The sequence below is a fragment of the Gimesia aquarii genome, assembly GCF_007748195.1.
Lineage (GTDB): Bacteria > Planctomycetota > Planctomycetia > Planctomycetales > Planctomycetaceae > Gimesia > Gimesia aquarii.
In genome coordinates, this window is record NZ_CP037920.1 from 482,866 (window position 1) to 508,308 (window position 25,443).

Annotated in this window: 24 protein-coding genes; 15 read left to right on the forward strand and 9 right to left on the reverse strand. The window is 45.0% G+C overall.

The features are described 5' to 3' along the window. Nucleotides 1-30 precede the first annotated feature (30 nt). The 4 genes from V144x_RS01940 (at nucleotide 31) to V144x_RS01955 (ending at nucleotide 2,974) form a co-directional block, all read left to right on the forward strand. Nucleotides 31-720: a DUF4159 domain-containing protein gene (locus V144x_RS01940; protein WP_197998722.1), complete on the forward strand. Its 690-nt coding sequence runs from the start codon at nucleotides 31-33 to the stop codon at nucleotides 718-720. Between the two features lie 47 nt (nucleotides 721-767). Beyond that, entirely contained in the window at nucleotides 768-1,529 is a 762-nt protein-coding gene (locus V144x_RS01945; RefSeq protein WP_144980603.1) for a thioredoxin family protein, read from the forward strand. Between the two features lie 203 nt (nucleotides 1,530-1,732). Next, complete coding sequence (locus V144x_RS28605; RefSeq protein ID WP_232102685.1) at nucleotides 1,733-2,089, forward strand: transposase; 357 nt, start codon at nucleotides 1,733-1,735, stop codon at nucleotides 2,087-2,089. 435 nt (nucleotides 2,090-2,524) lie between these two features. Next, entirely contained in the window at nucleotides 2,525-2,974 is a 450-nt protein-coding gene (locus tag V144x_RS01955; protein WP_144980607.1) for a YaiI/YqxD family protein, read from the forward strand. A gap of 5 nt (nucleotides 2,975-2,979) precedes the next feature. Here the strand turns inward: V144x_RS01955 and cobA are convergent, their stop codons facing one another. From cobA to V144x_RS01970, 3 genes are all read right to left on the reverse strand, one after another. Beyond that, nucleotides 2,980-4,542 carry a uroporphyrinogen-III C-methyltransferase gene (cobA, locus tag V144x_RS01960; RefSeq protein WP_144980610.1) on the reverse strand — a complete coding sequence of 521 codons (1,563 nt, stop codon included), beginning with the start codon at nucleotides 4,540-4,542 and terminating at the stop codon, nucleotides 2,980-2,982. 166 nt (nucleotides 4,543-4,708) lie between these two features. Further along, nucleotides 4,709-5,968: a DUF1207 domain-containing protein gene (locus tag V144x_RS01965; protein WP_144980614.1), complete on the reverse strand. Its 1,260-nt coding sequence runs from the start codon at nucleotides 5,966-5,968 to the stop codon at nucleotides 4,709-4,711. Nucleotides 5,969-6,291: 323 nt separating this feature from the next. Further along, nucleotides 6,292-6,957, reverse strand: coding sequence for a hypothetical protein (locus V144x_RS01970; protein ID WP_144980617.1), 666 nt, complete (start codon nucleotides 6,955-6,957; stop codon nucleotides 6,292-6,294). A 331-nt stretch (nucleotides 6,958-7,288) separates the two neighbouring features. Between V144x_RS01970 and V144x_RS01975 the strand changes: the two genes are divergently transcribed. From V144x_RS01975 to V144x_RS01985, 3 genes are all read left to right on the forward strand, one after another. After that, nucleotides 7,289-8,185, forward strand: coding sequence for an ABC transporter permease (locus tag V144x_RS01975; RefSeq protein ID WP_144980619.1), 897 nt, complete (start codon nucleotides 7,289-7,291; stop codon nucleotides 8,183-8,185). Between the two features lie 49 nt (nucleotides 8,186-8,234). After that, nucleotides 8,235-9,575 (forward strand): Trk system potassium transporter TrkA, encoded by a 1,341-nt coding sequence (gene trkA / locus V144x_RS01980; RefSeq protein WP_144980622.1) that lies wholly within the window; start codon nucleotides 8,235-8,237, stop codon nucleotides 9,573-9,575. Between the two features lie 164 nt (nucleotides 9,576-9,739). Continuing rightward, a complete protein-coding gene (locus tag V144x_RS01985; protein WP_144980625.1) occupies nucleotides 9,740-10,135 on the forward strand; it encodes a PilZ domain-containing protein in 396 nt (131 codons plus the stop codon). A gap of 72 nt (nucleotides 10,136-10,207) precedes the next feature. Here the strand turns inward: V144x_RS01985 and V144x_RS01990 are convergent, their stop codons facing one another. The 5 genes from V144x_RS01990 to V144x_RS02010 all read right to left on the reverse strand — a co-directional run bounded on the left by V144x_RS01990 (nucleotide 10,208) and on the right by V144x_RS02010 (nucleotide 16,925). Continuing rightward, nucleotides 10,208-10,960, reverse strand: a complete 753-nt coding sequence (locus tag V144x_RS01990) for an SDR family NAD(P)-dependent oxidoreductase (RefSeq protein ID WP_144980628.1) — start codon at nucleotides 10,958-10,960, stop codon at nucleotides 10,208-10,210. A 119-nt stretch (nucleotides 10,961-11,079) separates the two neighbouring features. Further along, the gene (locus V144x_RS01995) at nucleotides 11,080-13,236 is read right to left on the reverse strand and encodes a DUF1549 and DUF1553 domain-containing protein (RefSeq protein ID WP_144980631.1); all 2,157 of its coding nucleotides are present in this window, start codon (nucleotides 13,234-13,236) and stop codon (nucleotides 11,080-11,082) included. Continuing rightward, entirely contained in the window at nucleotides 13,229-13,795 is a 567-nt protein-coding gene (locus V144x_RS02000; protein WP_144980637.1) for a sigma-70 family RNA polymerase sigma factor, read from the reverse strand. The genes V144x_RS01995 and V144x_RS02000 overlap by 8 nt, the downstream gene beginning before the upstream one ends. Nucleotides 13,796-13,926: 131 nt before the next feature. Then, nucleotides 13,927-15,201: a DUF1501 domain-containing protein gene (locus V144x_RS02005; RefSeq protein WP_144980641.1), complete on the reverse strand. Its 1,275-nt coding sequence runs from the start codon at nucleotides 15,199-15,201 to the stop codon at nucleotides 13,927-13,929. A gap of 77 nt (nucleotides 15,202-15,278) precedes the next feature. Next, nucleotides 15,279-16,925 carry a DUF1549 and DUF1553 domain-containing protein gene (locus V144x_RS02010; RefSeq protein ID WP_144980644.1) on the reverse strand — a complete coding sequence of 549 codons (1,647 nt, stop codon included), beginning with the start codon at nucleotides 16,923-16,925 and terminating at the stop codon, nucleotides 15,279-15,281. A 421-nt stretch (nucleotides 16,926-17,346) separates the two neighbouring features. Between V144x_RS02010 and V144x_RS02015 the strand changes: the two genes are divergently transcribed. Beyond that, the gene (locus V144x_RS02015) at nucleotides 17,347-18,141 is read left to right on the forward strand and encodes an SDR family NAD(P)-dependent oxidoreductase (RefSeq protein WP_144980647.1); all 795 of its coding nucleotides are present in this window, start codon (nucleotides 17,347-17,349) and stop codon (nucleotides 18,139-18,141) included. A gap of 6 nt (nucleotides 18,142-18,147) precedes the next feature. Here V144x_RS02015 and V144x_RS02020 read toward each other — a convergent pair whose 3' ends face one another. Further along, nucleotides 18,148-18,753: a PilZ domain-containing protein gene (locus V144x_RS02020; RefSeq protein WP_144980650.1), complete on the reverse strand. Its 606-nt coding sequence runs from the start codon at nucleotides 18,751-18,753 to the stop codon at nucleotides 18,148-18,150. Nucleotides 18,754-19,309: 556 nt separating this feature from the next. On the opposite strand from V144x_RS02020, the gene V144x_RS02025 reads away from it, so the two are divergent. From V144x_RS02025 to V144x_RS02055, 7 genes are all read left to right on the forward strand, one after another. After that, nucleotides 19,310-19,798, forward strand: coding sequence for a 3-hydroxyacyl-ACP dehydratase FabZ family protein (locus V144x_RS02025; RefSeq protein ID WP_144980653.1), 489 nt, complete (start codon nucleotides 19,310-19,312; stop codon nucleotides 19,796-19,798). 74 nt (nucleotides 19,799-19,872) lie between these two features. Further along, on the forward strand, nucleotides 19,873-20,625 hold the full coding sequence (fabG, locus tag V144x_RS02030; RefSeq protein ID WP_144980656.1) for a 3-oxoacyl-[acyl-carrier-protein] reductase: 753 nt from the start codon (nucleotides 19,873-19,875) through the stop codon (nucleotides 20,623-20,625). 202 nt (nucleotides 20,626-20,827) lie between these two features. Further along, on the forward strand, nucleotides 20,828-21,214 hold the full coding sequence (locus V144x_RS02035; RefSeq protein ID WP_144980659.1) for an acyl carrier protein: 387 nt from the start codon (nucleotides 20,828-20,830) through the stop codon (nucleotides 21,212-21,214). 165 nt (nucleotides 21,215-21,379) lie between these two features. After that, nucleotides 21,380-21,862: a 3-hydroxyacyl-ACP dehydratase FabZ family protein gene (locus tag V144x_RS02040; RefSeq protein WP_144980662.1), complete on the forward strand. Its 483-nt coding sequence runs from the start codon at nucleotides 21,380-21,382 to the stop codon at nucleotides 21,860-21,862. 183 nt (nucleotides 21,863-22,045) lie between these two features. Further along, nucleotides 22,046-23,329, forward strand: coding sequence for a beta-ketoacyl-ACP synthase II (fabF, locus tag V144x_RS02045; RefSeq protein ID WP_144980665.1), 1,284 nt, complete (start codon nucleotides 22,046-22,048; stop codon nucleotides 23,327-23,329). A 186-nt stretch (nucleotides 23,330-23,515) separates the two neighbouring features. Continuing rightward, nucleotides 23,516-24,565, forward strand: coding sequence for an alpha/beta hydrolase (locus V144x_RS02050; RefSeq protein ID WP_144980668.1), 1,050 nt, complete (start codon nucleotides 23,516-23,518; stop codon nucleotides 24,563-24,565). Nucleotides 24,566-24,823: 258 nt separating this feature from the next. Next, nucleotides 24,824-25,255 (forward strand): response regulator, encoded by a 432-nt coding sequence (locus tag V144x_RS02055; RefSeq protein WP_232102686.1) that lies wholly within the window; start codon nucleotides 24,824-24,826, stop codon nucleotides 25,253-25,255. Nucleotides 25,256-25,443 lie beyond the last annotated feature (188 nt).

A 25,443-nucleotide genomic window follows, 5' to 3' on the forward strand; every position in this document is an offset into this window, starting at 1 on the left:
GGGTTCGAACACTGTAATCGGAGGTATAACGTGCGAAAATATAAACACTTTCTGAAGATGTTCTGCATTTCGGCGGCAGTTGTCGGATTTTCATTCGCCTTGTGTGCGAGGTTGGCTGCTGAAGATAAGCGGCGCGGAATTGTCGAGTGTGCGAATTTAATTTATGCAAAGAACAAAAGCTCGGTTTGCTTTAGCCCAGAATTTCTGAAGCAGATTGAAAAAGAGACGAATATCTCGACGTCCAGCAAGTTCTCCAAGGTCAATATGGAATCAGTTAAGCTGTATCAGTATCCCTTTTCCGTCATGACGGGAGAAGGCGATTTCTCTCTCTCGAAGATACAGAGATCTAATCTGAGAACATACCTGATGAGCGGCGGATTTATCGTTGCTTCGGCAGGATGTAGCAGTGAAGAGTGGGCGAAATCGTTTCGACAGGAAATTGGCAGTATCTTTCCGGATGTCAAACTGCAGAAGATTGATTTCTCTCATCCCATTTTTCATACCGTCCATGATATTAATGGACTCGACCGTAAAAAGTCTTCCGGGCAGGCAACGCTGGAAGGGTTAGAAATTGACGGAAAAATCGTATTGATTTTCAGCAGTGATGGATTGAACGATTCCTCTAAGGCGGGAGGTAATTGTTGCTGCTGCGGTGGAAACGAAATTCGCAATGCACGTCAGATTAATGTCAATCTGTTGGCTTACACGGTGACCCACTAATTTCCTTGCTCTAAAACGAGATTATACTGATCTGGAACTGATGTCTCATGAATCCGAGAACGCACAAAACTCGATTTGTCATACTGGCAGTCAGCATTTTATTAGTAGCAAAGATTGTATCTGCCGATCCCATCCCGTTTCATAAAACTCTTGAAAATGCAATTCAGTCTGACGGGAAAAAACGTCCGGTTGTTGTCGTCTTCGGAGCCCCCTGGTGCGGATGGTGTCGCAAGATGGACGTTGATACGTTCACTGATTCGCGTGTGGAAGCGATTTCCAAAAAATATTTATGGGTAAAAGTTGATATCGATGAGGATAAGGAGACGGCGGCCCGATTTGGAGTCCACGGTGTTCCTCAAACATTTGTGTTAAATGATCAGGGATCGGTACTTGGCTCTCGTGGTGGATATATTCCGCCCCAGAAAATGGTCAATTTTATTACAGAGAGTTTAGATAACCCTCATCCGTCCGTTTTGTTACCTGATCTACTGAAGCGTTATGCGGTCGCAACAACAGAGGAGGAAATTCGCGATACGACTTTCAAACTGGTGGAACAACTGGCTCGTTCAGACCGGGTGGGACGCGAAGTGATTTTGGCGGCGATGAAGACCAAGGGAGCATCATCATGGCCGGTTTTATTGGAGTTGATGGCGGACGAACGGCTCTCGATTCGCGCGGCAGCAGTCGGCAGCCTGAAACATATGAGCAAAGCCGACATTGTTTTTCACCCTTTTGCAAAGCATGATCTCCGTCAGCAGCAAATCGCAGTCTGGCAACAATGGCTTGATAACGTTGTGAGCGTAAAATAACAAAACTGGATCGAGTTTTAAACACTATGATTCCGGAGACATGATCGACACAGAGTGCTGATTTTCGGCCGATGTTGGTATCTGATTTCATCGGCTCGGTCGGCATTTCTCACTGGAATTCTGCATTAGCTCCCCACTTCAGATCATGAGAGTGTGCTATCCATACCACATGATGAGCCATTTGAGAGAGCCTGGCAAGCTGCATGTGGCCACTTTTTTCAGAGCGGGCAGCCACCCAAGAGTGCGGTAATTCAGAGCTGAACCATCATACTTCGGTCACATCGTCATTCGCATATAAACGTAAGCCTAACCGAGTACAAGCAAGAATGCACGACGATCGCGCGGTTCAAACTGGTTTCATTTATCATGTTCTCAATCGGGCGAATGCTCGGATGACGATTTTTGAGAGTGATGAGGATTATGCCGCGTTTGAGCAAATCTTGTCTGAAGCGGTCGAACGATTTCAAATGCGATTGCTCAGCTATTGTATCATGCCAAATCATTGGCATCTGGTGGTCCATCCTAATGAAGACCGGCAACTATCTCGCTTTACAGTCTGACTCACGCTGATACACACCCAACTAAGGCAATTGGGGAAACAACAAACATTAAAGCGAGCAACAATTCCTTAAAAAACTTCATAGTAACTCCTGAGGCCATGAGAAACCTGATGTGTGACTAGAAAATGAAATTGTTTTGAAAGCAGATTCTACTCATGTATTCTCTCGAGTGTCAAACACCTGGTAACGAGTTATTTTTTTATGATTGTGATGTGAATTAGTGGCGACTATACGAAATTTCGAATTAGAAAAGGCGACTTTAGATTTAGTCATTCACAAACACCTGACTTCAAATCATGCGTTTCAAAATTTTTATGTTCAGGTAATTGAGTCCTGCAAAATGACCGGTAGATTCTAGTCAAGATTCATCGTAGACTTACAGAATTCATGAGCCGATGACTACGTTAGAGAGACATACTACTTGAGGAATTCGATATGCAAATTTGGGTCGACGCTGATGCCTGTCCTATTGAAATTAAGGAATTGTTGTTTCGTGCTGCAAAGCGAACAAAAATCAAAGTAACCCTGGTTGCCAATCAGCCTTTGCATACACCACGCTCAGAATTCATAGACAGTCTGCTCGTTCCTGCAGGATTGAATGTTGCCGATCAGCGGATTGTGGAGTTAACTCAGCCTGGAGATCTTGTGATTACCGCTGACATTCCCTTGGCTGCTGATGTGGTTGCCAAAGGTGGGCAGGCTCTTAATCCTCGTGGGACACTTTACACTGAGGCAAATATCGGGGAGCGGCTCGCGGTTCGTGACTTAATGGATGATCTGCGCGGGGAAGGCCAGATTACCGGGGGACCGGCCAATTTCAGCGCCAAAGATCGGCAAGCGTTTGCAAATCAATTGGATCGTTGGCTGACAGCAGCAAAAGGTTAACACTTTCATTCAGGTGTGGATTCTGTATTTCGTGGCAGTGTTGAGGTCGAGGATTCCTGTTTCAGAATGGCATCAAAAATACCTTTCCAATGATATTCCTCTGCTTCTGCTTCAACTTGTAATCCGACTTCTGATGCAGCTTGAGTCGTAACCGGGCTGATACTGGCTAACTTAATCTTTTTGCCAAGTTGCTCACGCGCCTTTTCTGTTAAAAGACGATTAAAATTCCGGGCGATCGAGGGGCTGCTCAGTCCAATCCAATCTAATTCTCCTGATTCCAGTAAGCCTATGCTTTCAGGGTCCCATTCTGTCATATCATGATTTTCATAAACCACAATTTTGTCTACGACTGCAGAAACTGTTGCCAGTTCGTTCTGTAAAACTTCGCGTCCCCGGTTGGCCCCCGCCCAGAGAATCCTTTGCTGACCGACCAGAGGTTTCATCGCTGCGGCTAGTGCTTCCGCTCGATACTGAGGGGGAACTAAGTCTGCACGCAGATGAAAGGCATTCAAAGCTTCGGCCGTTGAAGGGCCTATCGTGGCAATCTTCAGATGCGATAATTGTCTGGCATCAAAGCCCGTTTCCCATAAACGATTCAGAAAATATTGGACACCATTCGCACTCGTAAAGACTAGCCATTGATATTCTTCGAGCCGCGAAATCGCGTTGTCCACGGGAGCCCAGTCTGCTGGACCACTGATTTCGATGGTCGGTAATAGAATCGGTTGCGCGCCCATTTTGAGCGCCAGTTTGATTTCTGTCTCTGATTGTTCCCAGGGACGTGTAATCCCAATTCGTAGACCAAATAAAGGCTTTTGCTCAAACCAGGCAATTTGATCGCGCAGCGAAACACATTCTCCAATCACGATCAATGAAGGCGCGATCAGACCTGCTTTCTTCACAGAGTCTGGTAAATCGGAAAGCTGACCGCAGACTGTTTTTTGAAACGGGGTTGTTCCACGACTAATGACAGCCGCTGGAGTGCTTTCAGATTTTCCGGCCTGAATTAGTGAACTGACAATAGATTCAATTTTGTGCAAGCCCATATAAAATACGAGTGTTCCAGGAAATTTCGCCAGGACCTCATAATCTAAGGATGAGTCTGATTTGTCTGGATTCTCATGGCCGGTAATTAGCGCAACGGCAGAGGCATGTGCGCGGTGTGTGATCGAAATTCCGGCGTAACCAGCGGCCGCAGTTGCGGCAGTGATTCCGGGGATCACTTCAAAATCGATGCGTGCTTCTCTTAATGCGACCGCTTCTTCGCTTCCTCTACCAAAAATAAAGGGGTCCCCCCCCTTCAACCGGACAACAGTCTTGCCTTCTCGGGCGGCGGTGATCAATCGCTGGTTGATTTCATCCTGCTTCAAAATTCGTCGGTTATTACAACCTACGGCCACGCGGCATGTACGTTCGACTTCAGACGAAACATGTTGCAAGAGTAATGGATTGACCAGGCCATCGTAAAGAATTAAATCGGCTTGCTTAAGGCATTCAACTCCTTTAATAGTGATTAAACCGGGGTCGCCGGGGCCCGCACCAACTAGATAGACTTTCCCTTTCGCCATAGAAATTGTTTCTCTCCGCAACCACCGTTCACTGAAATTAAAAAGTAAACAGGTATTATAGCAGAGTTTGTCGAGATGGCGAATTAGTTAGCCTGTATCCCGGTTTATGAACTATTTGGATGAAGCAGAATCATATCGAAGCTGCAATGCTTAAAAGGGACACGGTCTAGAAGTCATACCAGGTACCAAACCCAAACATCTGCTCGGAATTCTGGAAGAACGAATATTGCATTGTTTTTCCGTTGAAGTACTGGAGACCAATTCGGAAGAGATGGTTGTTGCGGTCGCCACGCCATTGCCAACCAATCATCATATTGACATTTCCACCCCAGTTGACTTCCTCACGTAAATAACCGTTGACAGCCCAGAAGGGCGCACCTCGAAGTCCAGAATGTTCTGCCGGGCTGAATTCCGCTCCAAATTGTAATTCCCATGGCTCCGCACCACCATCAACATTGAAGGCGTATCCGATTTCTGCGTAGAGCCGTAAATCAGGGTCGGGAAAATATCCGCCCCCCAATACGAACGCATCGCGTACGTAATTGATCCTCTGGAAGCTCGGGTTACGTTCCAGGAATTCATCACCAACATGCGCGCTGGTGTGATAGTAAGCAAATTTTGCCTGATAGGCTCCCTGTCTCCAAGTCAGTGGGACACCGACTCGAAAATCTGCAGCATCCAGATCAAGTTCCTCTTCCATGTTTAAGCGTGGTGGACCAGCGCCTTCAACGTCAAGCTGCCATCCTTCCAGAACATTATCATTGAGTGAACCATAACGCAAAATTCCGACACGTGCCCCTGCTTCAAGCTCCATCTGCCAGCCAATGTCTTTTTCGTGCAAGATTGCGAGTGCCATACGTGGCTCTTTGGGACCTGCTAAATAAGATGTATAGAGCAGATCTGTCGGTAAAACAGTCCAGCCCCAACAACCCCCTCCACATAATTCGTCAATGGAATCTGTATAGCTGCCTTCGGACATTGGCATGCCACCCAGGTTCGAGAATTCAGAGTCGTCTGCAAGTGCTTCCAGAGCAGGAGGGTAAATTGGTTCTGTCGAACTGACTTGCTGAATTTGATTCAATTGGTTGCGTTGTTGTGGTCTATTCTGCGAATAGAGGGGAGGTAAACTTTGTGTGATGTTTTGATTGTATGCAGCTGATTGAACCGGCTCTGTTTGATGGAGTGGCATTCCCAGTTGTACCGGATTTCCCTGTCGAGGCGTGTATTGTTTTTGCAGGTAAGCCTGCGCTGAGCTGGAGGTTTGGGCACGGCGGTGTTGATTCATTCCATGCGGTGATGGCGCCATAAAGGGCTTGCTGCTCGATGCCTGTTGACCAAACTGCTGTGCTAATAAATTTCCGCTCAGAGTACAAAGCAGGAAACTAGAAAGCGTCAGCCGTACTGATATTAAAATAAATAACCTCACCTGTGAGGCTCCTTATGGTGAACCACAGCATCAAGATACTGAGATAACGTGATTAATTGTAATGGGTGAGAGAGTCAGATTATCTGGTGAAAGGGAGAGAGGATCATTCACAAATCGTGAAATAGAATTGAGGCGAGAGTATAACGGGATTTCTGAGAAGCGAAAAGGCGAGTTTCCATGGAGACGATGAGAAACAACAAAGAGGGCCTGTTTTCTCTAAGTGTTTTTCAGATAGATGTTTATGGTCGATGTTCAGAAGGGGAATTCAATAACCCACATTCAAATTAATGTGAGACATCACACAATTTTTGAGTGAATTTCAATTATTGATTGATATGTAGAGTGTTTTTGTCGTTTAACTGAAAAGTCTGACCAGGCGTCACACGTTTTTCGACAACTCCCTGGTCAGAAAAGAAACGGATTTGAGCGGAATAAAAGAATTCATGAGACTCTCCTACACGTAATCGGAATGGGCCGTTCCATGACATCGAAGGCCCTTTGATTTCATATACGACTGGCGCCTTTGATTGATTCGTGATCTTGACTGCGGAGGCTCGAGTTCCTTTTACGACAGTAAAGAAGAAAGAATCATGCAAAGGATTACGTTCATGAAACCAGTGATTTCGGACCCGCTTAAGCCAAGCTGCATCCGCTTTCTCTTCTTTTTCTTTTATCTGATCAAATCGATGGTATTCTTCCAGAATTAATTTTGCAATCTTTGCTGATTCCGATTTGGGGTAGAGGCGAATCACTTTTCGGGCGATCCGTTTCTGTTGTGTCAGTACCAGCTTTTCAACACCTTTTAATAATTCCTGAGCGGCTTCTTCCTGTTCTTGAGGCGTTAGTTCAGACTCTTTGTTATCTGTCGCAAACGGATCTTTTTGCGCTCGTGCGACTTGATGCAGTCCTGTCATATTGATGAACAATGCCAGAACAAAAATCGGGAAAATTTTACGAGAGTTGAACGAAAAAAAAGATTGGGAGCTCATTGATTGCACCTCAAGTACAGCAAAATTGGTAACGAATGACTCATTTCAATTTTACACGCCAAAGAGGAGTAAAGCGTTTTTCCTTCCGAATTAATGAATGTTTTTGAATTAGATTTCGGACTGAGCCTGATTCATTCCTGTGAGTGACAACACGGGGACATTCTTCATAAACCACTCATCTAAAATAAGTTAACACTCATTAGAGGTTTGATTTTTCTGATTTTACGGCTAGAGAAGACAACACAAGCTTAATCGAATAAAATGCAAACTCGTCTTGGATTAGAAATGACAGCCAGAGAATTTTACGTCAGTGCAGAAAGTGTTTCCTGATATGGCAAACTCCACCCGGCCTCAGTATGGGCGTGTTTGGATTACATTCCTGCGGAATTCGCTGATTCGCGAAATGACATTTCGTGGAAATTTGTTAATTACAATTGTCACTCGAGGATTCTGGTTTGCTGCTCAATTAATTCTATTCGATATTATTTATCGAAATGTCAATTCCATCAACGACTGGACGCGAGAAGAGTATTTTACTTTTATGGCAACAGGAATGTTGATTAATGCCTTCGTCGAAACATTCTTTATGCCCAACTGTGCAAATTTCAGCGAATTAATCAGAAATGGAAATCTTGATTTTGTACTTTTAAAGCCGATCGATACGCAGTTTCTGGTCTCATTCGAAAAAGTAAACCTGGCAATGTTGAATCAAGTATTGTTGGCAGGGGCACTTTTGTTCTATTCTCTCTTTGAACTGACACACATTGAAATGGCATTTTTAGACCTTCAAAACCTGGTGCTGTCAGGACAGTGGCTCTCACTGTTAACGATTTGTTGTCAGGGTACAGGGCAAATTTTGATGTATTGTCTCTTATTGGCGATCGGCGTCGCTTTCTTTTACAGCCTGATGATTACTCTGGCAAGCAGCAGTATCTGGTTTGGCCGCAATCAGGGGCTTTATGATTTCTGGTTTTATATTACGGTATTCGCGCGCTATCCCCGTAGTATTTACAGTGGATCGCCGACGGGGGAGTTACTTCGATTTGCATTTTCATATGTGATTCCAATTTTACTTGTTGTCACAGTTCCTGCACGTCTCTTGTTATCGAAAGCATTAGAACCATCGTGGATTACCCTGGTGGGAGTTTCTGTAACACTGGCTTCATTATTTATCTCGCGCAACATTTTTAACTGGTCATTAAACAGCTATCGAAGTGCAAGTAGCTGATGATCAAATCAGAATCTACAAACCAAATCAGTTTTCTATAGAGTCAATTATGAATATCGTCATTATGGGAGCGGGAACCGTTGGCACATTTGTCGCCGACACGCTCTGTGCCGCACAACACAATGTCACAATTATCGATCAGTCGCGGAGTGCCTTACAACAGGTCGAAGAACGGGTTGATGTTCAAACCATCTGCGGTTCAGCCTGCGATTCTGCTATTTTGTTTCAAGCTGGTGTCTTGGGAGCTGATATTTGTCTCGCAGTGACCAGCCAGGATGAAGTGAACATGGTTGGGGCCAGCCTTGCGAAGGCGATGGGGTCTCGTCGCTGTGTCGCACGTGTGTTTAATCATGCTTATTTAAATCTGAGCACATTCGACTATCAGCGACACTTTCATATTGATCGTTTATTGAGTCTCGAACATTTGACGGCCCTCGAGCTTGCAAAGGCAATTGGTGAACCAGGTTTGTTTGCTGTCGAGAATTTTGCCAGAGGAGAAGTTCTCATTCAGGTACTGAATGTACAATCGGGTGTCAAAGCAGATGGAGTACAATTACGGAACTTGAAACTTCCCAGCGGGGTACGAGTGGGGCTGATTTCAGATGGCCAGCATACTTCCATCGCGGGGGCAGATAATGTGATCAAGGCAGGGCAAATGGTGACTCTCATTGGTACGCAAGAGCATATTGATAAAGTTCATCGTATGTTTCAGCACAAACGCTCTGAAAGGTTTCGCGTGATTATTGCCGGTGGAGGAGATATTGGGTTTAATCTCGCGCGCATCTTACAGAAAAAAGAGTATTCTGTTGCGATTCTGGAATCTGATCCGGTCCGTTGCGACTTTCTCTCAAGAAATCTTGATTCGATCACAGTACTACATGGAGATGCAACAAGACGCACAGAAATGGAAGAAGCACGTGTTGGCAAGGCTGATGTGTTTATTGCGACAACTGGTCGAGACGAAGATAATATTGTGTGTGGTGTCGAAGCCAAGGAACTCGGAGCAAGCCGAATCATGAGTATTGTCCGGCGTCCCGACTATGCAAATGTACTTGAGAAACTGGGAATTGATTTTGCCGTCAGCCCCCGTGAAGTCATTACGCGGCAGATCATGGGGATGGTACAAACAGGCCCGATCATTAGCCATTCTGAAATTGGTGGAGGGAATTCGTCAATTTTAGAACTGGAAGTTTTTGAAGATTCACCGATTACGAAGGCACCTCTGAAAGACCTTAAGCTGAAACAAGCGCTGATCGCTGCCGTTGTTAAGGAAGATTGTGTGCGGGTTCCAGGTGCCGAAGATCTAATACAAGCGGGAGATACAGTCATTTTGCTTTGTGAACAGGAGAATCTGAATGAGATTATCCCACTGTTTAAGCCGCAAAATTGATACAAGTGGACGTGCTGGCCAAATCGTTTAAGATTCCACAACTCTTTCAGTCATAGCTGCGCATTCTGGCCTATACTTGATCTGCAGTGTGCTCACACTCTCTGAGCTAAGTAATACTGATGATTTTAGCTCAGTCACAATAATATCTGTAGCAGGTAGCGCTCATGAATGAACGTAGACAATCAACGAATCGACGTAGTGGGAATGAACGGCGCCAATATGGAAGAGTCAAAGCAACAACCGAAGTGAATTTAATGCGATCAGGTAGTGTCTCAGGGAACGAACCAATAAAGGGAACTCTCTATGACGTATCTTTGGATGGCATCCGCGTCCTGCTTGATACACCTCTTACCATTGGAGAATCTCTTCTGGTAGAAGTTCAAAACGCAGGCAAGCATCTCTTCAATTCCACTGCCAAAGTCATCTGGCAGAAACAAGAAGAGACTGGGAAATATGCTACAGGATGTGAATTGTGTGTTTTACTGACACAGAAACAGGAAAGAACACTCAGCGAAATTACTGAATGTGGTGCAAACATATCCAGTTTTGCTCAGAGTTAGATCAATCTAAAGCCGCTTCCTAGTCACATATGAAACGGCCGGATTGTATTTTTAAGTTAACACGTCAGAGCTCTAGCCTATTGTGTAACCACCGTCTACCACGATTTCTTGACCGTAAATAGTTCTGGCAGCATCTGATGCCAGGAAAACAGCGACTTCTGCAATTTCCTCCGGCTTACCAAAGGCTTGTGGAATCAGGCGGCTGTTAATACTCTTCGCTACAGTTTGTAGTTGATCAGCGTCCAAGCCCACGCTTTTCCAAAGTGGAGTCTCAACGGGACCGGGAGCAATCGAGTTCACACGGATTCCACGAGGTCCAAGTTCAGCAGCCAGTGTTTGGGCCAATGACTTCAATGCAGCTTTCGAAGCAGAATAGGCTGCCAATCCTGGAAAACCGACTTGAGTCAAAAAAGTTGTGATAAAGATGACCGCCGATGAATCACTCAATTGAGGTAACAATGTGCGAACGGTCTGTAAGGCACCATGGAAATTGACATCAAATGTTTCATTGATGGCATCACGCGACGATTCTTCAAAAGAGATCAAACGAGCGATACCCGCGTTAGGAACCAGAATATCCACTCTCCCAAACCGTCGCTCGGTGGAATCAGCTAATCGAATAAGATCGGCGTCATTTGTAACGTCCCCCTCGACGACCAGAGTTCGTGCCGGAAAACGAGCTTCTAAGTCTTCCAATGGTTCACTGCGTCTGGAAAAGACGACTACTTTTGCGCCTTCACTGAGATAAGACTCCGCGATGGAGAGGCCAATGCCACTACTGGCACCTGTGACAACGGCAACTTTATTGAACAAGCGATCGGTCATCAAAATACTCAACTCAGTTTGCTTAGGGGGTAACGATTGATAGACGTTACCTATAGCAGTTTGATAATCAAATCACAAGTTGATCTGGAAGGATTGCCTGTCTTATGAACAACGGACAATCAATGGATCAGAATAAATTCGTTGGAATTCAGATAAGCCCAGTAGATATCCTGATAGGTTCGTACGACCGCGGTTTGTGGAGGAACCTTACGAGCAATCAACTGTTTGGTGCGTTCCTTCACCAGACGTTTCAGTTCCGACAACTCGCGCGATGTGGGATAACGTGTGAGAGCAGCCATGCTGAGTTTTTTAAGTTTAGAATCAGGACTATGTTCCTTAAGTACCTGTCCTAAAATGCTCCCTTTCTGTTTGTAGTCGAGACTGTGTTTGACTAGGGGACCGTTCATCATCAGCAACGCTTGCGTGATTGTACCATCAAAGGTTGTGGTTTCGTCATTTTCTTCATTGTTGAGAGTATAAACAAATTGTTGCAACCATTGATCTCGTTTTTGCATTTTGTTCCATGCGATAGAATAATCGGTGATCACCACACGCGCGGGATTTGCAGTGACCTGTAAGGAGTCATAAAGCTGTTCTGCAGTCATCTGCTTCACATACATGCGACTGAAGTTGGGAGTACTACCATCATCGGGGTTGTCAGTAGCGTTCTCTGCAATAAAGCGACTGCTAAGTCGATAGGCGTCTGACAAACAAATCCACTCAATCAGTTTTTTTATATCGTATCCACTGTCGATGAATTGACTGGCTAACTGGTTCAACAATTCGGGATGCGTGGGTGAATTATGATAACCCATATCATCAATGGGTCTGGTAAATCCATAACCAAAGAAGTGTGCCCACATACGGTTTACCATTGCGCGGGCTAACTGGTCGTTTTTACCTGAAGTGATTAATCGTGCTAACTCCTGACGTCGATTCACATCAGGACCATCAGAAACTTTGACCCCTGCATATTTGGGGTAGGCCGGCTGCATTAAGCCATTACGAGTTTCATAAAAGGTGGCTCCCTTTGCCGGAAGAGAGACCAACTCCAACTTCTGGGTATTCTTTTTTCCGTCCTTCCCCATTTTTTGACTACGAACCACTTTGGTTTGTTTGAAGAAGCTGTTGATTTCCCAGAATTGGCTTTGTGTTGCATTATTAAAAGGATGATTATGACATTGGGTGCATTGGATTTGGGTTCCCAGAAAGAGCCGCGTGGTAATGGCGGTTGCAGGAACTGCCTGATTATTCAGGTGCGCCAATAGAAAGTTCGTCGCACCGTTCGTTTCTGAATCACCCTCAGCAGAAACAAGATCGTAAACGATATCATTCCATGATCGATTTTCAGCAAAGCTTTCAACCAGAAAGTCTTGCAATGCACGGCGGTTAATCTCCCGAGAAGTAGAGCGACCAATTAACAGGCGTGTCCAGATCGTCGACCAGTTGGTGACATAGGTAGGATTTTTTGTCAATTGGTGTATGAGCCGTTGATGTTTGTCAGGCTGAGACGATGTTAAAAACTGTTCCGCTTCTTTTGCAGTTGGAATACGGCCGATGACGTCAAGATAAACACGCCTGACCCATTCTTCATCAGTGGCAAATGCGGATGGCATTACTTGGGCCGCTTCCCATCCGTCTTGTATACGATGATTAATAAACGTCAAGATCGCTTCATCGGAGGCGCCCGGAGATAATTTTTCAGCGGGGGGTAACAGCCTTGGTTTGTTGGCTATCAAAGGACGATCATCGAACGGACTAACACGTTTATTATTCTGAGTACGCAGCATCGGATGTTTCAGAGTGTCAATCTGAAGGGAACGATTGGGGTTAGGCTGAGCGGTGATTTCATTATTTGTGTTTACGGTCAAATTTTCTGGCGACTCAGTTTCTCCGATTGGATTTTCAGCCAGTTCTGGATTTTCAGTCTGTGCGATGTACGAAATGAAGATGACAGCAAAAAATGCCAACAGGCAGGCCGTAACAAGCCTCGAACCAATTCGCGTTCGGCGAGAAGTCTCAGGAGCCTCAATCTGTTGCGGTAATTTCGTTTCAGTCACAGGCGTTGCAACAGGAATCATGTCATCTGAACCTAATGCCTGATCCCAATACAATGTTCCATGAAGATGAGAGTAGTTCAGATAGAATTGCATCGCATCCGGATCGGAGAGGACGATCTCTTCCAGACGCATTTTCTCCTCAACAGAGAGACGCTCCTCGCATAATGCTTCCATAAGCAAAGAAAGCTCAGCCAGTTTTACTTCTTTCTTACTCATGACTATAGGACTCGGCTGCTATATAACGATTAATACATTCGAATAAAGTACGTCTAACCCTGCCCAGAGACTGATAAACGGAATTCACTGGACGACCTAACTCATCGGCAAGGTCCATGCCCTGGTTGCTTCCCTGATATCGCTTTTGGATGAGCTCGCGATCTTTCTGGCGTAATTTATCGAGGCAGAACATTAACGCATTTCGACGTAACTCGAACACATCCTGGTTTTCTTTTACGGCCTCTGCCACTTGAGAAACAAACTCATCACTAAATTGGTGCTTATCACGACTTCGCTTTTTTCGAAATTTCAATATTTCATAATGCGCGATTTGACAGGCCCAGGCAAAAAAATTGGTGCCGACTTCAAACTGTTGTGCTTTTTTCCAGATGATCAGGTTGGCGTTTTGCAAAATCTCTTCAGCTTCGATCGGATGCGGAACCATGGATAGGATATACAAATAGAGGCGTCTTTGCGATTTTGTAAAGAGCGCAATAAACTCGCGTCCATTTTCAGAATCCGTATCCGGAAAAACAGGTTGATCGGTCGAACTTGTCAAGTATAGTTCCAATTCAATTCATCAATGCAGACAGGCTGGTTTTTTTATTCGCCTGCAGTAAAACAGCGGAAGAGCCTTTTGAGAACTTCCGCTGTTTTATCGTTTCATAATCACATGGATTCACTTGGGGCTCAGCCAATCAATTCCTTGATAGGAGTTCCGCCATTGGCCAATTTCATGGGGCGACCACGTTTCGATGTATGCACAATATCCAGAGGAATTCCCAATGAATGTGCAACTGTCGCCCAGAGGTCACCTGGCAGGTAGCTCTTGCCTTCGATGCCAATGCCATCACTGTCAGTCTTACCGATAGCCTGACCATTATTAAGTCCACCACCGCCCACTACAGCAGTCCAACTTGCTGCCCAGTGGTCACGACCAACATTCTGATTGATACGAGGAGTTCGTCCGAATTCGCCCATACAGACGATCGTGACATCATCCAGCATGGCTCGTTGTTTCAGGTCGGTAACAAGTGCAGAGATTCCTTTGTCTAGCTGAGGCAGGTTTCGATTCTTTAATGAATCAAAGACTCCCTGATGCAGGTCCCAGCTTCCAACCGAAGCGGAAACTTCAATAAAGGGTACTCCGACTTCAACCAGACGACGGGCCAGCAACAGTCCCTGTCCAAAATTACCAGTTCCATAAGCTTCTTTTAAAGCCGCTGGCTCCTGATCCACTTTGAATGCTTCCATTTGCTTGGAAGTCATGAGGTTGACCGCCTTTTTATAGATGTCCTTATGAGAACTCGCAGATTCACCCCGTTTCGACTTAATGAATCCTGATTCGAGAACTTGCAGCATATCAAGCCGTTGAGCTAACCGCTGTTGTTCTGACGTATCAACTTTGGCGTTTTGGATCGTTCCATCGCTGGAGACGACAAACGGTGAATGGGACATACCCAAAAATCCAGCACTACCACGGCTACCACCGATTGAAATGAAGGAGGGGATCTCCAATTCTTTACGGCGAGAACCTAACTCATAGCTCACGACTGAACCGAATGTAGGATGAACTACAGTCGGATTAGGCACATAAGCAGAGTGCATGTAGTAAGTCCCGCGAGCGTGGTCGGCTTCACGTGTGCTCATGGAACGAATCAGAGAAAGATCGCCCATTACTTTGGCGGTAGCAGGCATATGCTCTGAAATTTGCATATCACCTTGCGTGCTGATGGGCTTAAACTCTCCCCCATTTTTGGAGCCAGGTTTAAGGTCCCAGATGTCAATGGTCGGTGGTCCGCCTGGCATCCAGATGAGAATACAGGCTTTTTGCTGTTTCTTAACCTGATTCGCGTTGGCTTCAAGATGAGACAGAAAGTGCATCGTGGGAATTGCCGTTGCTGCTCCCGCGACATGCTTCATAAAGTGCCGACGCGTCATTCCATAAGGATTGAGAATAGTCATAGTGAATGCCCTCTTTTGATTCTATTGTGATTAAGATGGTTGATAGTTGTTATCGCTATTCGAAATACGGTTTCGATTTAGTGGTTGAAAATAAATTCATTCGAATTCAATAGTGCCCAATACAGATCTTGATAAGCGGCGAGTTTATTTTTCGAGCCAGCAAGTAATTTCTGAGCACTGGTTGTCTCTCGACGATCAGGATAACGACTTAAAGTTGCCAAAAACATTTTACGAATTTTGGCCTGATCGTTTCCCTTCTCGAGTAGTAATTGATTCAGGTAACTTCCCCTGTCGGCACTAATCGCATTTTTGGTCAGTTCCCCATTCATCATCATCAATGCCTGTGGAATCGTTCCATTAAATGTAGTGGAGTCGTCTCCCGAATCCGTATCAAAGGCCATCATGAATTGACGCATCCACTGACGACGCTGTGTTTCTGCACGTTCCCAGTTTGACTGTCCTGATTTGTGAGCACCGGTCGCTACAATTAACGAGTCATAAAGTTGCTCAGCGGTCATGTTTTTCACATACATATGTGAGAAGAGAGGAGTTTCGCCTCGCTCAGGACTGTCTATTTCATTCTTACGACCAAGCTGACTGGTCAGGTTGTACGCTTCGCTATTACAGATCCATCGTGCCAACTGTTTAAGGTCATATTTTTTCTTGACCAATTCTTCAGCCATCTTATCCAGCAGTTCCGGATGCGAGGCAGGGTTATGCGGACCCATGTCATCAACAGGACGAGTGAACCCGTATCCCATGAAATAGCCCCACATTCGGTTTACGATGGCAGTTGCGATTAAAGGCTTATCTCCCTGAACAATCAATTTGGAAAACTCTTTACGACGTTCTACACTTCCATCTGGATCAACTTTCACCTTATCGAAAATCGGGTAAGCGACCTGCATCAGTCCCGATCGTTTTTCAAAGTAGACCGGGCCATTGAATCCAGTAGCAATGACTTCCGAATAATCGTCAACCTGTCGACCTGTTTTAGGGTCTGTTTTACGGTGGTTGACACGTCGCATTTGGCGGAAGAAACTGTTGTATTCCCAGAATTGATTCTGTTTCCAGTCATTAAAGGGATGATTATGACACTGGGTACATTGTACCTGTATGCCCAGGAATAAACGTGTCGTTGCTGCGGTCACCTGAACCGCTTCATCATTATTCTGCATTTGTGCCAAAAGATAATTGACAGCACCATTTTCTTCAAAATGCCCTTCTGCAGTCACCAGATCCTGGACAATTTCGTCCCAGGCACGATTTTTGGCAAATGCTTCACGCAAAAACTTTTGCATACCGTTGCGGCTGACTCGTCGAGGAGTACGTCGACCGATGAGCAAGTTGGTCCAGACGTTCGTAAAATTTTGCACATAAGCGGGGTCGTCCAGTAGTTGATCAATCAGCTTGGACCGCTTGGCTGAATCACGATCCTTAACAAACTTTTCTACCGTTTCTGCGGAAGGGATTTGACCGATGAGATCTAAATGCACACGGCGTACCCATTCCTGGTCGGAAGCTATAGTTGAGGGCTCAACCTCATTGTCTACCCAGCCTTGTTGAATCTGCCCATTGATATAGTCAATGAATGGATCAAAGGCTCCAGTCGAAAATGCTTTTTTCCTGCTTTCTGGGGGAGCAGCATTCGCGAAGGACGCTAATGAACTGGCATAAACCGCCAAAATAAAAACAACACAGAGTTGTTTAGAAAAACGAAGCATTTTCTTGTTCTCCACGGTAATAAGAAGTAACAGGTGATACGCCCTGTAATGCATTGCATCGACAAGTCTTATCAGACAAATTGCTAAAAGAAGACCGCCTCGCTACTGTATAACTTCCTTGAAGCGCAAAACATTCGCGGCGACTCTCAAATAATATCAATAATATGTGAATTCATTCATTACATAGAATACTTGATTTTACACAAGATCCAATGTGAATATCAATCATTTCTGATGTAATCTGGGTATTATGTTCCCAATAGAAATGGTTGTAAGTTGTTTAATATATATGATTTATTGGGATTGTGACGCATTGTTTGAATCAAAAATTCAGGTCACGGAGTGCTTTTATCAAGTCCTCACCTCAGTTTTATACAATTGAACACTTTTGTTTTATGGGTTTTGTGCAGAAATAAGAACTATGACGAATCAATATGACTTTGAGAATCAGACAGTGGTCATTACCGGGGGGAGTAATGGTATAGGACGCGCCACCGCCATCATGATGGCTGAAGCCGGCGCGCATGTGTTTGTGGGTGATGTCAACCATCTCGAGGAAAATAAGGAAAGGTTCACCCAACTGGGGATTGTGGAGGTGACATGTGATGTCCGTCGGGAACCACAGGTACAAGCTTTGATTGAACGGGCCGTTGATCAACAAGGAACGATTAATATTCTAGTCAATAACGCTGGCATAGGATTAGTTAAGCAAATTCAAGATGTCACCGAAGCTGAATGGGATGCTTGTGTTGATACAAATCTCAAAGGTACATTTTTTGGATGTAAGCATGCGATCAAATATATGCTGGCAACAGGAGGCGGGTCTATTGTGAATACGGCCAGCAATGCCGGCCTGTTACCCCGTGCGCATGATCCAGTTTATTCGATCAGTAAACATGCGATTGTCGCGCTGACCGAAAGCCTGGGGCTTTGCCACGGAAAGAATAACATCCGCATTAATTGTGTTTGCCCCGGACCCGTTGGCGAAACAGGCATGATGAATGATGATCTCGATAAAGCAGATGATCGAGCAGGTTTGACTCAATCCATGATTCGCGCCAGTCCGATTGCTGCCGCGCATAATCGAATGATTCAACCTGAAGAAGTGGCCTCCGCGATCTGTTATTTAGCCAGCAAAGATGCATTAATGGTTTCTGGTACCGCACTTCGCATTGATGGTGGCAAGTCGCTGGGAGTCCCGCCACAAAGCAACTAGCAGGAATCATCCCGCATAGCAGGAGGGAGCGTGTTCTTTTAAGATCTCGAGTTGCTGGTCGGTCAGTGGAATGAGGAGCTTGCAGTCAATGCGCCAGAACTCATTATCAATGGGTTCAGCACGCACAACCGAAGCGATTAGATCAAGACCAAAATTCACATGGTGATCTTCAACATGCAGTTGTAGTTCATCACGTAATGGAAACTGAGATCGCGAGGCAAATGAAATCCCATTCTGACTGACGTTGATGGCGTAGCCTTTGCTTTCAGGATAGTCGCTGTCTTCAGAAAAATTACGTTCGTCTTTCGTGAACGCGAGCACAATGGCTTCACTGGAGTGACGAGGAAACTCGCGGCGTTCTACCGTTTTTTGTTCCTGTGGTTTTACCGGGACTGAAGGAGTTGCCGCCTTCGCCGAACGCGTCTGTGTTTGAGTCAGTACACGATTCCACGAGTAGTGAAGGTCGCGTTTATGAATTTTTAATGAACGGCCTGAATTCCTCAGATGCTGGCGAAATGAGATTGGCTGAACCAGGCTCGAAGAGGAAGAAGTGTTTTGTTCGGTATCTGCCGAAGAAACGGACTTTGGTTCGACATCCAATAATTGAGTCATTCGATTTAATCCTGATTATCAAAAATAAACATCTATTCCAATGAATAGTGTCTTGTGGGGAATGATTTGCAAATTTGCCTAACAAAACCTAGTTCACCCAAGAGAGCTTGTGGCCAAAAAACTCAGGATCCATACAAAAAAGAAGCAGATAAAATCATGGAAGTGCCCTTGAACACCATCATTTTGAGGCAGGAACAGAATTCATCGTCTTAGAATTCAGAATTATTGGATTCAAATTATTTTTGTAAGTGTATGATTCTAAATTGCTTATGGCCCTTCTTGTCTAGACTGACAAAATTCATCGGAATTCAAGATTGAGAGGAGAGTCACGAGCTTGAGAAACCGGTATCAGGGAATTATACTGCCACGTTTCCAATGACTCTTACGAATCGAATAAAGTTGAGTCGGTTCGATTATCTAAATAGGGGTTTCTCAATTTAAGCCGGTTTGACAACAACAGTATTCCTGGTGAGTTTCATCACAATTGATGAGCTGCTATTTTCCCGGTTTTCCTGATTACACCACCCTTCCTGACAGGTAGCGAGATAAAACAGACATGCGATTTTCGCTCGTCGATCAAATTTTGGAATTAGAAAAAGGTAAGTCGATTACGGCTGTCAAAAACCTTTCTCTGGCAGAAGAATACTTACAGGACCATTTCCCCGGGTTTGCCGTCATGCCCGGTGTTTTGATGGTGGAATCGATTGTACAAGCCGGTGCCTGGTTGATGCGTTACACAAACGATTTCCAATACAGCACGATTCTCCTGAAGCAAACCAAAGCGATCCGCTTCAATAGTTTTGTAACTCCAGGCAAACAGCTGCGAGTTTCATTAAGCATCCAAAAGTGGGATGGTGATTTGTGCACACTGAAAGCCTCCAGCGAAGTGGAAGGTGAAACTGCGGTAAGTGGACGAATTGTGCTGGAACAGTTTAACTTACGCGACAAAAACCCTTCGATGGCAGAAAAAGATACAGACAGAATCAAAGATTTACAGACACAATTTGGACAGCTTTGGAATCCGAATAAGCAAACGACCGCCTGAAATTGGGTTTGCCTGCAAAGTCAATTTCTGTCAAAGTAATCACGAAACATTCAAATAATTAGATTGGTAAAAGAATGAAACTGGAAGGAAGAGTAGCGTTGGTCACCGGAGGAAGCCGCGGTATTGGAAAAGCCGTTGTGCAGACCCTGGCCCGTGAAGGGGCAAAGGTTGCCTTTGTGTACCGATCCAGTGCCGAATCAGCAGAACAGATTGTGAAAAAACTGGCTGAAGAAGATTGTGAGGCGTTCGCAATTCAGGGAGACGTTGCCAATAAATCAGAGGCCGATGCAATCGTCGATCAGGTGATCGAAAAGTGGGAAAAGGTTGATATTCTGGTCAACAATGCCGGCATCATTCGAGATGGGCTTTTGGCAACAATGTCTGCAGAAGACTGGCAGGCAGTCATCGATACTAACTTGACCAGTGTTTTCAACTTCTGTCAGGCAATTACTCGTCCAATGATGTCGAAACGCTACGGACGCATTATTAATATGTCGAGTGTAGCCGCTCAGTTCGGTAATGCTGGTCAATCTAACTATGCTGCCAGTAAAGGGGGAATCATTGGTTTTACCCGCTGTCTGGCTACCGAACTGGCAAAACGCGGGATCACAGTCAATGCGGTTGCTCCCGGTTTTATTGAAACAGATATGACCGTAGACGTTCGCAATGCCGCCGGTGACCAGATCAAGAAGCATATCCCCGCGCGTCGTTTAGGGCTTCCGGAAGATATCGCGAACGCGGTACTATTTTTTGCGTGCGAACAATCATCCTACGTGACTGGTCAAACATTGTCCGTTGATGGTGGATTAACTTTAGGTGGAATTTGATTGAAATGAGTCCGAAACAGCTCGTTGCTGTTTCAGGTAAGACACATATATTGTGTTATCGATAAATTTTTGAAATGGGTCAATTTCGTTTATCGATATCGAAAACTGTCGAAACTATTCTTCCTGCCGAATGGTTTCTTAATCAGGCTGGGTCGGCGGGACTAATCGGCCAGTATCAGGTCGAATCAAGGAGTAATTAGAGATGCCAACAAGAGATGAAATCTTCGATTCAGTTCGTGAAACACTTGTAGATGCACTCGGGCTGGATGACGATGAAGTCGTACCTGAAGCCACCCTCATGGGTGACCTGGGAGCTGAATCCATCGACTTTCTGGATATCGCGTTTCGGCTGGAAAAAGCCTTCGATATCAAAATTCCACGTGGTGAGCTCTTCCCTGAAAACATTGCCTCTTCAGATTCTGGTTTTGTTAAAGATGGTGTTTTCACTGAAGCAGGTATTGCGGAACTCCGCGAAAAGATGCCACATGCAGATGTGGAATCATTTACCGCAGATCCCAAAGTAGAAAAAATGCAGGATTTGTTTACGGTTGAAATGCTGGTCAACTTCTTAGAAGCACGCCTCCCCTGATACACAGTAAAAGGGGCTGGTCAACATAAATCAGCGATGTCGCCACAGCTCGCTTTCGCGGGCTGTGGGCTCTGTCAATTCTTGATGACTGTCAGAAACAGCAGCCAGAGTTTGACCAGTTCACTTGGTACGTATTAGGAATTACCAACTAAAGGGCTCATCAAAATGCGATGGTTCTGGATAGATCGCTTTATCGAATTTGAGAGTGGTTCTTATGCGAAGAGTGTAAAAAACATTACACTTGCAGAAGAACATTTGCATGATCACTTTCCTGGATTTCCCGTAATGCCTGGTTCTCTGATGATCGAAGGCATGGCGCAAACCGGTGGCATTTTACTGGGTGAGATCAACGATTTTGAGCATGTTGTGATTCTGGCAAAAGTTCCCAAAATGACATTTCATAGTTGGGCCAGTCCAGGAGATCAACTGATTTATACGGCAAAAATCACTAATGCCGGTGATGAGGGGGGAGCAGTCGATGTGACTGCCATGGCCGGTGATCGACTGGTTGCAGAAGGTAGTATCATCTTTGTTCACCTCGATCAGAGCGATTCGGAATTCGGAGCAATCAATCAGAAAAACTTCGTTTTTTCTATGAATCTGTTGGGAATTCTAGATGTCGGGAAAGCGGGAACTGGCGAAGATTAAGCATGAGTAGCCTATTTTTAAGGCCTTGGTCTGGAGGCCTTGATTCGAATTCAGCTACAATCATAATTCCAGCATGTAAGAGCCGAGTATACTTTCTGGCAGCGAATTACTTCTCTTTGAGTTAAAGAGCGCTGTAATTCGTCTGCTGTTACCAAATTCAATTTAAAACAAGAACTCGAAGTTATGAACCGCCGTGTTGTTATTACAGGAATTGGCGCAATCACTCCCCTGGGAAAAACTGTGGAAGATACCTGGAAAGCACTCCAGGAGTCCCAGTGTGGGGTTTCCGAGATCACGCATTTTGATGCCTCGAATTTTCCGACGCGCTTTGCCGCTGAAGTTCAGGACTTCCATCTGGAAGACTATGTAGACAACCCGGATCGCTTTGAACATTCCGGACGCAACATTCGCTACGCCATTGGTGCAGCAACGCAGGCTGTTAAAGATTCCGGAATTCTAGATGACGATTTTGACCCTGCGACCTTCGGTGTTTACCTGGGAGCAGGCGAAGGACAACAAGATTTTTATCAGTTTATGAAAATCATCGCGCAGGCTCAAAATGATGGCGAAGTTGATCTGGAAAAATTTACCAAGGTCGGACTGGAACAGCTTAATCCGCTTTTCGAACTTGAGCAGGAACCAAACATGCCAGCCGGGCACTTGGCCAGCTTGTTCAACGCACAAGGCCCGAACTTGAATTGTTTGACTGCTTGTGCCGCTTCCAGTCAGGCAATTGGTGAAGCATCTGAACTGATTCGACGTGGTGATGTCGATATCATGCTCTCAGGTGGTGCACACAGCATGATTCACCCCTTTGGAGTCACCGGCTTCAGTCTGCTGACAGCGCTTTCTACACATAACGAAGCTCCTGCTAAAGCATCACGGCCCTTCGATCGCAACCGAGATGGATTCGTTCTAGGTGAAGGGGCAGGCATGATGATTCTGGAAGATCTGGAACGAGCCCAAAAACGAGGTGCCAAAATTTACGGTGAGCTTGTTGGCTATGGTTCCAGTGCAGACGCTTATCGAGTAACCGATATTCATCCTGACGGGCGTGGTGCCATTAAATGTATCAACATGGCCATGAAACATGCGAATGCCAATCCTGAAGATATCCACTATATCAACGCGCATGGTACGAGTACCGCGGTCAACGATAAAGTAGAAACGAAAGCCATCAAGGGCGCATTAGGCGAAACGGCTTATCAAGTTCCTGTCTCCAGCATCAAGAGTATGATGGGACATTTAATCGCTGCTGCCGGAAGTGTGGAAGCGATCACCTGCCTGATGGCGATTCGGGACAATGTGATCCCGCCTACGATTAATTATGAAACGCCCGATCCAGATTGTGACTTGGATTACATTCCCAATGAAGCACGTCAAAAGGAAGTAAAAACAACGCTTTCAAATAGCTTTGGATTTGGGGGACAAAATATTTCGCTGATTTTCTCAGAGTTTGAAGGCTAAGACTGAACCCGGAAAATTGGCAATGACGATCGGCCGCAAAACAATTACACTATGATCTGAATGCTGAAGATCAACAAGATTTCCAATATTAGTTAATACGTTGAATCGAGATTTCGAACATCACCCATAAACAAATGGAGCTTGTCAAGGAACGAGACAAGCGAGATCACTTCCATGGAGTAGGCTGTGAGTTGGTTGTTTTGGTGCATAGTAATTGTCATTCTTTTAGAGCTGGTGATACAGTATTGCATTATGCGCGCTGCCTATCCAGTACTCTTCGCTCCTATGCCAGGACGACTTGATCTTGCTGGATCGACCGATGATCTTTTGAAACAGAATCACACGGTTCAGATTGAACATGTCGAGATTCCAACTACGAACGGATTGATCTTACGTGGTTTCATTGCAACTCCGAAAAAATCGGATCCTCAAGGACTAATTCTTTTTTGTCATCCTTTTAAATCGAGTGGAGCAATTGCGCTGAGTCAATGTCGTGCTTTGTTGCAGGCAGGCTTTGCTGTTTTCTCATTTGATTTTCGAAATCATGGTGAAAGTGATATCGATCTGAACTACCAGGCAATTCATTGGTTATCCAAACACGAGATCAATGATGTCAAATCAGCGATTCATTTTATTCGTACCCAATCCAAATGGGCTCACTTACAACTTGGCTTATTAGGTATGAGTCGTGGCGCCGGTGCGGCATTAGTTGTCGCCGCACAATCCTCACAGATTCAATTTGTCGCATGCGAAGGAGCTTTTGCAAACGAAGATCTTTTTCTGGATCATGCCATTCGCTGGGGAGAACGATTTGTACCAAGGTGGTTTATTCAATTAGTGCCAACCTGGGAAGTCGTTTTCGCATTTCGCATCATGCTCTGGTATTCTCAAAAACGTCAAGGGTGCCAATACGTGAATCTGAAACCATATCTTTCATCCTTGAGAGACCGGGATTTATTATTTCTTGTGGGAGAAAAAGATCAAAGTGTTGTGCCTCGCATGACTGAGTTAATCACAAGAAAAATTCACGATTCCCGGATCACAGTCTGTTCAGTTCCTGACGCCATTCATAACGCCGGTCGCAATGCGCAACCTCAACAGTATGATAGCGCTTTGCTTCATTTCTTTTCACAAATGTCGGTAGGGGATTCACCGCAACCAGCAAGTAATTCTGAGAAACAAACGAAGACGGAACCAGAGCTGGTGTCGGGAGATATTTCGAGCTCAATTTATTAGTGCTGCCTTTTTGACAGCGATTGTGCTTTGTTTACTGAAAAATAGATCGTATCACAATCAGAAATGAATCGTCCATCAGTCAGTGTTTGATTTAACGTATTTAAAACATAAGACTTACAACGACTCGTATATTTAAGCCTGACAATGGTATCTGATTTGCTTATCTTAGGGGTATCGAATCGATATTTGCACGAGTTGATTTTTAGGCTAGGCTTAGTACAAGCTTCTCCTGGTATATTAGCCTTCCGAAATTATTTGATGAGATCAATTATGGTCATTGCCAAATCTCAGACTCCTTATCAATTACTGATCGCTGATGATGACCCTGGTTTCCGTGATGTCCTGAAAGAACTCCTGAATCCCTATTTCAAATTATTTGAAGCGGAATCGGGAGAAGAGGCTGTGGAACTTGTGGAACATGGGCAGGTCGACATCGTTTTGCTCGACATGCACATGGACGTTTTAACAGGATTGGAAGCGGTGCGGATCATGAAAGAGATCAACGCGATCTTACCCTGTATTCTTATCACGGCTGATGCAACCGATGAACTGCGACAGGATGCCACTGCTGCAAATGCTTATGATGTTCTGTCTAAACCAGTCAAACGGCAGGAGTTAGTAACGACGGTATCTCACGCATTGCTAGACACTTACCAAGATCCGGATATTCCTTCCTGGTTAGGAAATTAGATTGGTTGCTCTCTGGTCTGAAGCCACTTTTCTACCATCTCGCATTTCACTCCTTTTATCTTTGTTCCCGATAGCATCTACTTACTTTTCCCGTAGACTCGACTTTCCATAAACTGGCTGGTGAAGTACACTTCCAGTCCAAAAAATATTTCTCAAAAGCACACCTGAATCCTGCCTCAAATGTAGTG